The organism is Acidovorax sp. LjRoot204, from assembly GCF_056175785.1.
Genome location: NZ_JBGFFF010000222.1, coordinates 1 through 5,782 on the forward strand (window position 1 = coordinate 1; position 5,782 = coordinate 5,782).

At 65.1% G+C, this 5,782-nt stretch carries 6 protein-coding genes; 3 read left to right on the forward strand and 3 right to left on the reverse strand.

Annotation, left to right across the window (positions count from 1 at the left end; genetic code table 11):
• Both AC04MI_RS23040 and gudD read left to right on the forward strand, forming a co-directional pair.
• The coding region (locus tag AC04MI_RS23040) for a tripartite tricarboxylate transporter substrate-binding protein (protein WP_476498798.1) at positions 1-280 on the forward strand (280 nt) is incomplete at its 5' end.
• 49 nt (positions 281-329) lie between these two features.
• Positions 330-1,682 carry a glucarate dehydratase gene (gene gudD, locus AC04MI_RS23045; protein WP_476498799.1) on the forward strand — a complete coding sequence of 451 codons (1,353 nt, stop codon included), beginning with the start codon at positions 330-332 and terminating at the stop codon, positions 1,680-1,682.
• A gap of 61 nt (positions 1,683-1,743) precedes the next feature.
• Here the strand turns inward: gudD and AC04MI_RS23050 are convergent, their stop codons facing one another.
• Entirely contained in the window at positions 1,744-3,273 is a 1,530-nt protein-coding gene (locus AC04MI_RS23050; RefSeq protein ID WP_056064216.1) for a sensor histidine kinase, read from the reverse strand.
• A gap of 6 nt (positions 3,274-3,279) precedes the next feature.
• A complete protein-coding gene (gene ompR, locus AC04MI_RS23055; protein ID WP_476498800.1) occupies positions 3,280-4,011 on the reverse strand; it encodes an osmolarity response regulator transcription factor OmpR in 732 nt (243 codons plus the stop codon).
• A gap of 217 nt (positions 4,012-4,228) precedes the next feature.
• Here ompR and AC04MI_RS23060 point away from each other — a divergent pair, with 217 nt between their 5' ends.
• Positions 4,229-4,942 (forward strand): SIMPL domain-containing protein, encoded by a 714-nt coding sequence (locus AC04MI_RS23060; protein ID WP_121944006.1) that lies wholly within the window; start codon positions 4,229-4,231, stop codon positions 4,940-4,942.
• Between the two features lie 116 nt (positions 4,943-5,058).
• Here AC04MI_RS23060 and AC04MI_RS23065 read toward each other — a convergent pair.
• Positions 5,059-5,782: 3-hydroxybutyrate dehydrogenase (locus AC04MI_RS23065; RefSeq protein ID WP_476498801.1), on the reverse strand; the 724-nt coding region annotated here is incomplete at its 5' end.

The following is a 5,782-nucleotide window of genomic DNA, read 5'->3' on the forward strand; positions in this document are numbered from 1 at the left end:
ACTGCCGGATGTACCCACGCTGGCCGAAGCGGGCGTGACCGGTGCTGAGGTGTACTCCTGGCAGGGCATGGCCACACCCAAGGGCCTGCCGCCTGCACTCAAGAAGAAGCTCGCTGACGCCGCCATCGCAGCCATCAACGACCCTGCCGTGAAAAAGCGCATGCTGGACCAGGGCCTGGAGATTGTCGGCAGCACGCCCGAAGCCTTCACCGCCTACCAAGCGCGCGAATTCGCCCGTTGGAAGACCGTGATCGAGACCCGAAAAATCACCGCTGATTGAGCCCTGCCACGAGGCGCCGGGCGCGCCTCATCCTCGTTTTCTGACCACCATGACCAACTCTTCCAATCYATCTGCCACCAGCACCCCCGTTATCACCGAGCTGCGCGTGGTGCCTGTAGCGGGCCACGACAGCATGCTCATGAACCTGAGCGGCGCGCACGGTCCGTTCTTCACGCGCAACCTGCTCATCCTGCGTGACAGCGCGGGCAACACAGGCGTGGGCGAAGTACCCGGCGGCGAGAAGATCCGCCAGACCATCGAAGATGCGCGACCGCTCATCGTGGGCCAGCCCGTGGGTCACCACAACGCCGTGCTCAATGCCATGCGCGCCCAGTTTGCCGACCGCGATGCGGGCGGGCGTGGCCTGCAGACCTTTGACCTGCGCATCACCATCCATGCCGTGACGGCGGTGGAGTCGGCCTTTCTCGATCTGCTGGGCCAGCACCTGGGCGTGCCCGTGGCTGCGCTGCTGGGCGACGGCGTGCAGCGCACATCGGTGCAAATGCTGGGCTACCTGTTCTATGTGGGCGACCGTGCACAGACCGATCTGGCCTACCGCACCGAGCCCGGCGCCGACAACGACTGGTTCCGCCTGCGCAACGAAAAGGCCATGACGGCTGAGGGCATCGTGCACCTGGCCGAGGCCGCTTACCAGCGCTATGGCTTTGCTGACTTCAAGCTCAAGGGCGGTGTGCTGCGTGGCGAGGAAGAGGTTGAGGCCATCCGCGCGCTGCACGAGCGCTTCCCCGAAGCGCGCGTGACGCTGGACCCCAATGGCGGCTGGCTGTTGAAAGACGCCATCCGCCTCACGCGCGACCTGCATGGCGTGATGGCCTATGCCGAAGACCCCTGCGGCGCAGAAGGCGTGTTCTCGGGCCGCGAGGTGATGGCCGAGTTCCGCCGCGCCACCGGCCTGCCCACSGCYACCAACATGGTSGCCACCGACTGGCGCGARATGGYGCACAGCCTSKCGCTGCAGTCGGTSGAYATTCCGCTGGCMGACCCGCAYTTCTGGACSATGSMSGGMTCRGTGCGYGTGGCGCAGMTGTGCCAGGCCTKSGGCCTGACCTGGGGCTCGCAYTCSAACAACCAYTTCGATGTKTCKCTGGCCATGTTCACSCACGTGGSSGCSGCYGCSCCGGGCMRSGTSACSGCSATCGACACGCACTGGATCTGGCAGGACGGCSAGCGCCTGACGAAGCAGCCGTTCCAGATCAGGAATGGTTTCATTGACCTGCCCGAGAAGCCCGGTCTGGGGGTAGAGCTGGACATGGACGAGGTTGAGCGCGCCCATCGCCTGTACCTGCAGCACGGCCTGGGGGCCCGCGACGATGCGATTGCGATGCAGTACCTGATCCCCGGCTGGAAGTTCAACAACAAGTCACCTTGCATGGTGCGCTGAGGCGGTTCAAAAACACAAAGCCCTCCAATGGAGGGCTTTGTGTTGGTGGCAGGGCAGGGGATCAGGCCATCCGGTCTTCCGCCCGTCGCCGGGGCAGCTGGCGCTTGACGGATGGGCGCTGCAGGCGCTGCTTGGGGTCCACGCCTTCGGGCAGGCTGGTGGCGCGCTGCAGTTGCAGGTGGGCCACCAGGCCTCCGGTGCTGGAGTTGGCCAGCGCAAAAATGCCGCCCATGCGCTGCACCGTCTTGTCCACAATCGACAGCCCCAGGCCCGCACCCGCCGCTGCCGTGCGCGCCGAGTCGCCCCGGAAGAACGGTTTGGTGAGGTTGGACAGCTGCTCAGGCGGCACGCCAGCGCCGTGGTCGCGCAACTTGATCAGCACCCAGTTTTCACGGCTCTTGGCGGCGATGTCCACGTTGGTGATGCCCGTGTCCTCGTTCTTGCCGTAGCGCCGGGCGTTTTCCAGCAGGTTGGAGATCACACGGGCCAATTCCACCTCGTCTGCCAGCACGTTCAGGTCCTCAGGCACCGCCATGGTGATCTGCAGCTCGCGGTGGTCCTGCACCGCGTACACACACGACGACACCACCGCATGCAGGTTCACCGGGGTCAGCGTCACGTGGTCGGGCCGTGCGTAGTCCAGAAACTTGTCGATGGTGGCATCAAGCTGCACGATGTCGGCCACCATGTGCTCGCGGGCCACTTCGTCGGTCACGCTCATCTCGGTTTCCAGCCGCAGGCGCGCCAGAGGCGTGCGCAGGTCGTGCGAAATGCCTGCCAGCATCACGGCGCGGTCCTGTTCCAGCTTGGCCAGCTTTTGGGCCATGCGGTTGAAGCCAATGTTCACCTCGCGGATTTCGCTGGTCACCACTTCTTCGTCGAGGTGGCTGGCAGCAAAGTCACCGTCTTTGACGCGGTTGGCCGCATAGGACAGCTGCTTGAGCGGGCGGTTGATCAGCCGCGCAATGGCCGCGGCGCCGGCCAGCGACAGCGCGGCGGCCGTGATCAGCCAGATCAGCCAGGTGCGTCCCCCTGCCGGGCTGAAGCGCGAGCGGTCCATCAACAGCCAGTTGGGGTCGCCGTTGATGTTGAAGCCGACCCACAGGCCGTTTTCTCCGTTCACGCTTTGCGCCACGATGGTGTCCGGGCCCAGGCGCATGGTCAGCTCGTCGGTCAGGCGGTTGCCCAGGGCCGTCGGATCGAGCAGTGCGTACTTGTCCTTGGGCTCGCGCGGCAGGATGCGCACCCCCTCCTGGTCGGCCATGGTCTTGATGAGCGACACGCGCGCGATGGCGTCGGAGTGCACTAGCGCGGCGCGGCTCAGGTTGACCAGCGATGCAATCTGCTGCGCGGTCTGCAGCGTGCGCGGTTCAAACTCCAGCGCGCGCAGGGTTTGCAGCCACGCCAGGATGCTGCCCACCAGCAGCAGGGCCAGCAGAAAAAACGTGCGCCAGAAAAGGTTCAGACCGACGCGCGCACGCTGTTCCCGCGCCCGCCGAATGGCCTCCAGCGGGGCAGGGCTGGTGGCGTCGGAGGGGGCGGTGACAGACTTGCGGGACGAAGATCTCGGCTTGCCCTCAGTGTTGGCCATGAACTATCAGCTCGTTCCGTCCGGCACAAACACGTAGCCCACGCCCCAGACGGTCTGGATGTAGCGGGGCGCAGCGGCGTCCACTTCCACCAGCTTGCGCAGGCGAGAGACCTGCACGTCCAGGCTGCGGTCGAAGGGCTCGAACTCGCGGCCGCGGGCCAGCAGAGCCAGCTTTTCGCGCGACAGSGGCTGGCGYGGRTGGCGCACCAGKGCYTTSAGCATSGCGAATTCGCCGGTGGTCAAAGGCAGTTCTTCGCCGTTGCGCTGCAGTGCGCGCGTGCCCAGATCGAAGGTGAAGGGGCCAAAGGTGACGACTTCGTTGTCGCCCGAGGGGGCGCCTGGGGCTTCTTGGGCGGGGCGGCGGCGCAGCACGGCGTGGATGCGGGCGAGCAGCTCGCGCGGGTTGAAGGGCTTGCCCAGGTAATCGTCGGCGCCCACTTCCAGGCCCACGATGCGGTCCACGTCCTCGCCTTTGGCRGTGAGCATGATGATGGGSGTGCGGTCGTTGGCGGCRCGCAGGCGGCGGCAGAYCGACARRCCGTCTTCGCCGGGCATCATCAGGTCSAGCACGATSAKGTCSACCGTCTCGCGCAGCAGCAGGCGGTTGAGGGCCTTGCCGTCTTCGGCAACCATGACTTCAAAACCCTCTTGGGTGAGGTAGCGGCGCAGCAGGTCGCGGATGCGGGCGTCGTCGTCCACTACCAGAACTTTGTCGGTGCGATTGGGTGTTGTGGCCATGTTGATCTCAAGTCCAATTTGTAACAGAGCCAATTCTGACCAGTTGGAACGCCGAAGTTCGGGTTTGGAGGCCGGGTTTGACCAACTGTTACAAGTTTTGCCCAGCTTCGCACCTCGTGCGACATGGCTTTGTCAAGGGCGTAGCGCACTGCGGTTAAGGTGGTGCCCCGCACCCCTGGCAACCGGGGCGTGCACCAATGACAAGGACCGTGTGATGATGAAAAACACTACCAAATTGATAGCTGCCAGTGCATTGATCGCCTGCGCAAGCGCCGCTTTTGCCCAAAATACCCCGGCCCCTGAGCTGCGCAATGTGGTGCAGCTGTCGGCCACGGGCACGGTGGAGGTGCAGCAAGACCTGTTGGTGCTCAACCTTGCCACCAGCAAAGAGGCCGCCGATGCCGCTACCGTGCAAACCCAACTCAAGCAGGCGCTGGATGCTGCACTGACCGAGGCCAAGCGCAATGCGCAGCCCGGACAGCTGGACGTGCGCACCGGTCCGTTCGGGCTGTACCCCCGCTATGGCAAGGACGGCAAGATCAACGGCTGGCAGGGCCGGGCAGAGTTGGTGCTGGAGGGCCGTGACTTCGCGCGCATCACGGCCACCGCCGGCAAGATTCAGACCTTGGCGATCAGCCAGGTGGCGTTTGGCCTGTCGCGTGAGGCCCGCGCCAAGGTGGAGTCCGAGGCCCAGACACAGGCCATCGAGCAGTTCAAGGCACGTGCGGCCGAACTGGCCAAGGGCTTTGGATTCGCGAACTACAGCCTGCGCGAAGTGGCGGTGAACAGCAATGAAATGTCGCCCGGCCCCCGGCCCCGCATGATGGCCGCCGAGGCCAAGGCGGCGTCGTTCTCGGACTCAGCCGTGCCGGTGGAAGCGGGCAAGGCCCAGGTCACGGTGAACGTGTCGGGCTCGGTGCAGATGCGCTGAGGCCTCTGAGCCCCCTGAGTCGCTGGGTGTGCCCTGTTTGAAATAAAAACGGCTGCAAGCGCTAGTGCAATAAGCGCTGGCAGCTATCAAAAGCAGAGCGATTGCTCAGCACCGGCTTACTGAGCAGCCCAGCCGCCGTCCATGTTCCACGCCACGCCACGCACGTTGTTGGCGGCGGGGGAGCAGAAGAACGCGGCCAGTTCGCCCAACTCCTCGGGCGTAGTGAACTGCATCGAAGGCTCCTTCTCGCCCAGCAGCAGCTTCTTGGCTTCTTCATTGGAGATGCCGTGTTCGGCGGCCTTGGCGTCCACCTGCTTTTGCACCAGTGGCGTCAGCACCCAGCCTGGGCAGATGGCGTTGCAGGTCACGCCGGTGGTGGCGTTTTCAAGCGCGGTGACCTTGGTCAGGCCCACGATGCCGTGCTTGGCGGCCACATAGGCGGACTTCTGGGCCGATCCCACCAGGCCGTGCACCGACGCCACATTGATGATGCGGCCCCAGTTGGCGCTCTTCATCGCGGGCAGGGCCAGGCGCGAGGTGTGGAAGGCACTGGTCAGGTTGATGGCGATGATGGAGTCCCAGCGTTCGACGGGAAAGTTCTCCACATTGGCCACGTGCTGGATGCCTGCGTTGTTGATCAGGATGTCCACGCGGCCAAACTGGCTGGCGCTGTACTTCATCATGTCTTCGATGTCGGCCACACGGCTCATGTCTGCGCCGTGGTAAGCCACCTGGGCGCCCGCAGCCTCGCCGGCCGCCAGCACCTCGGCACGGGGGCCATCCACATCGCCAAAGCCGTTGAGCACGATGTTGGCACCCTGGCGCGCCAGGGCCTTGGCG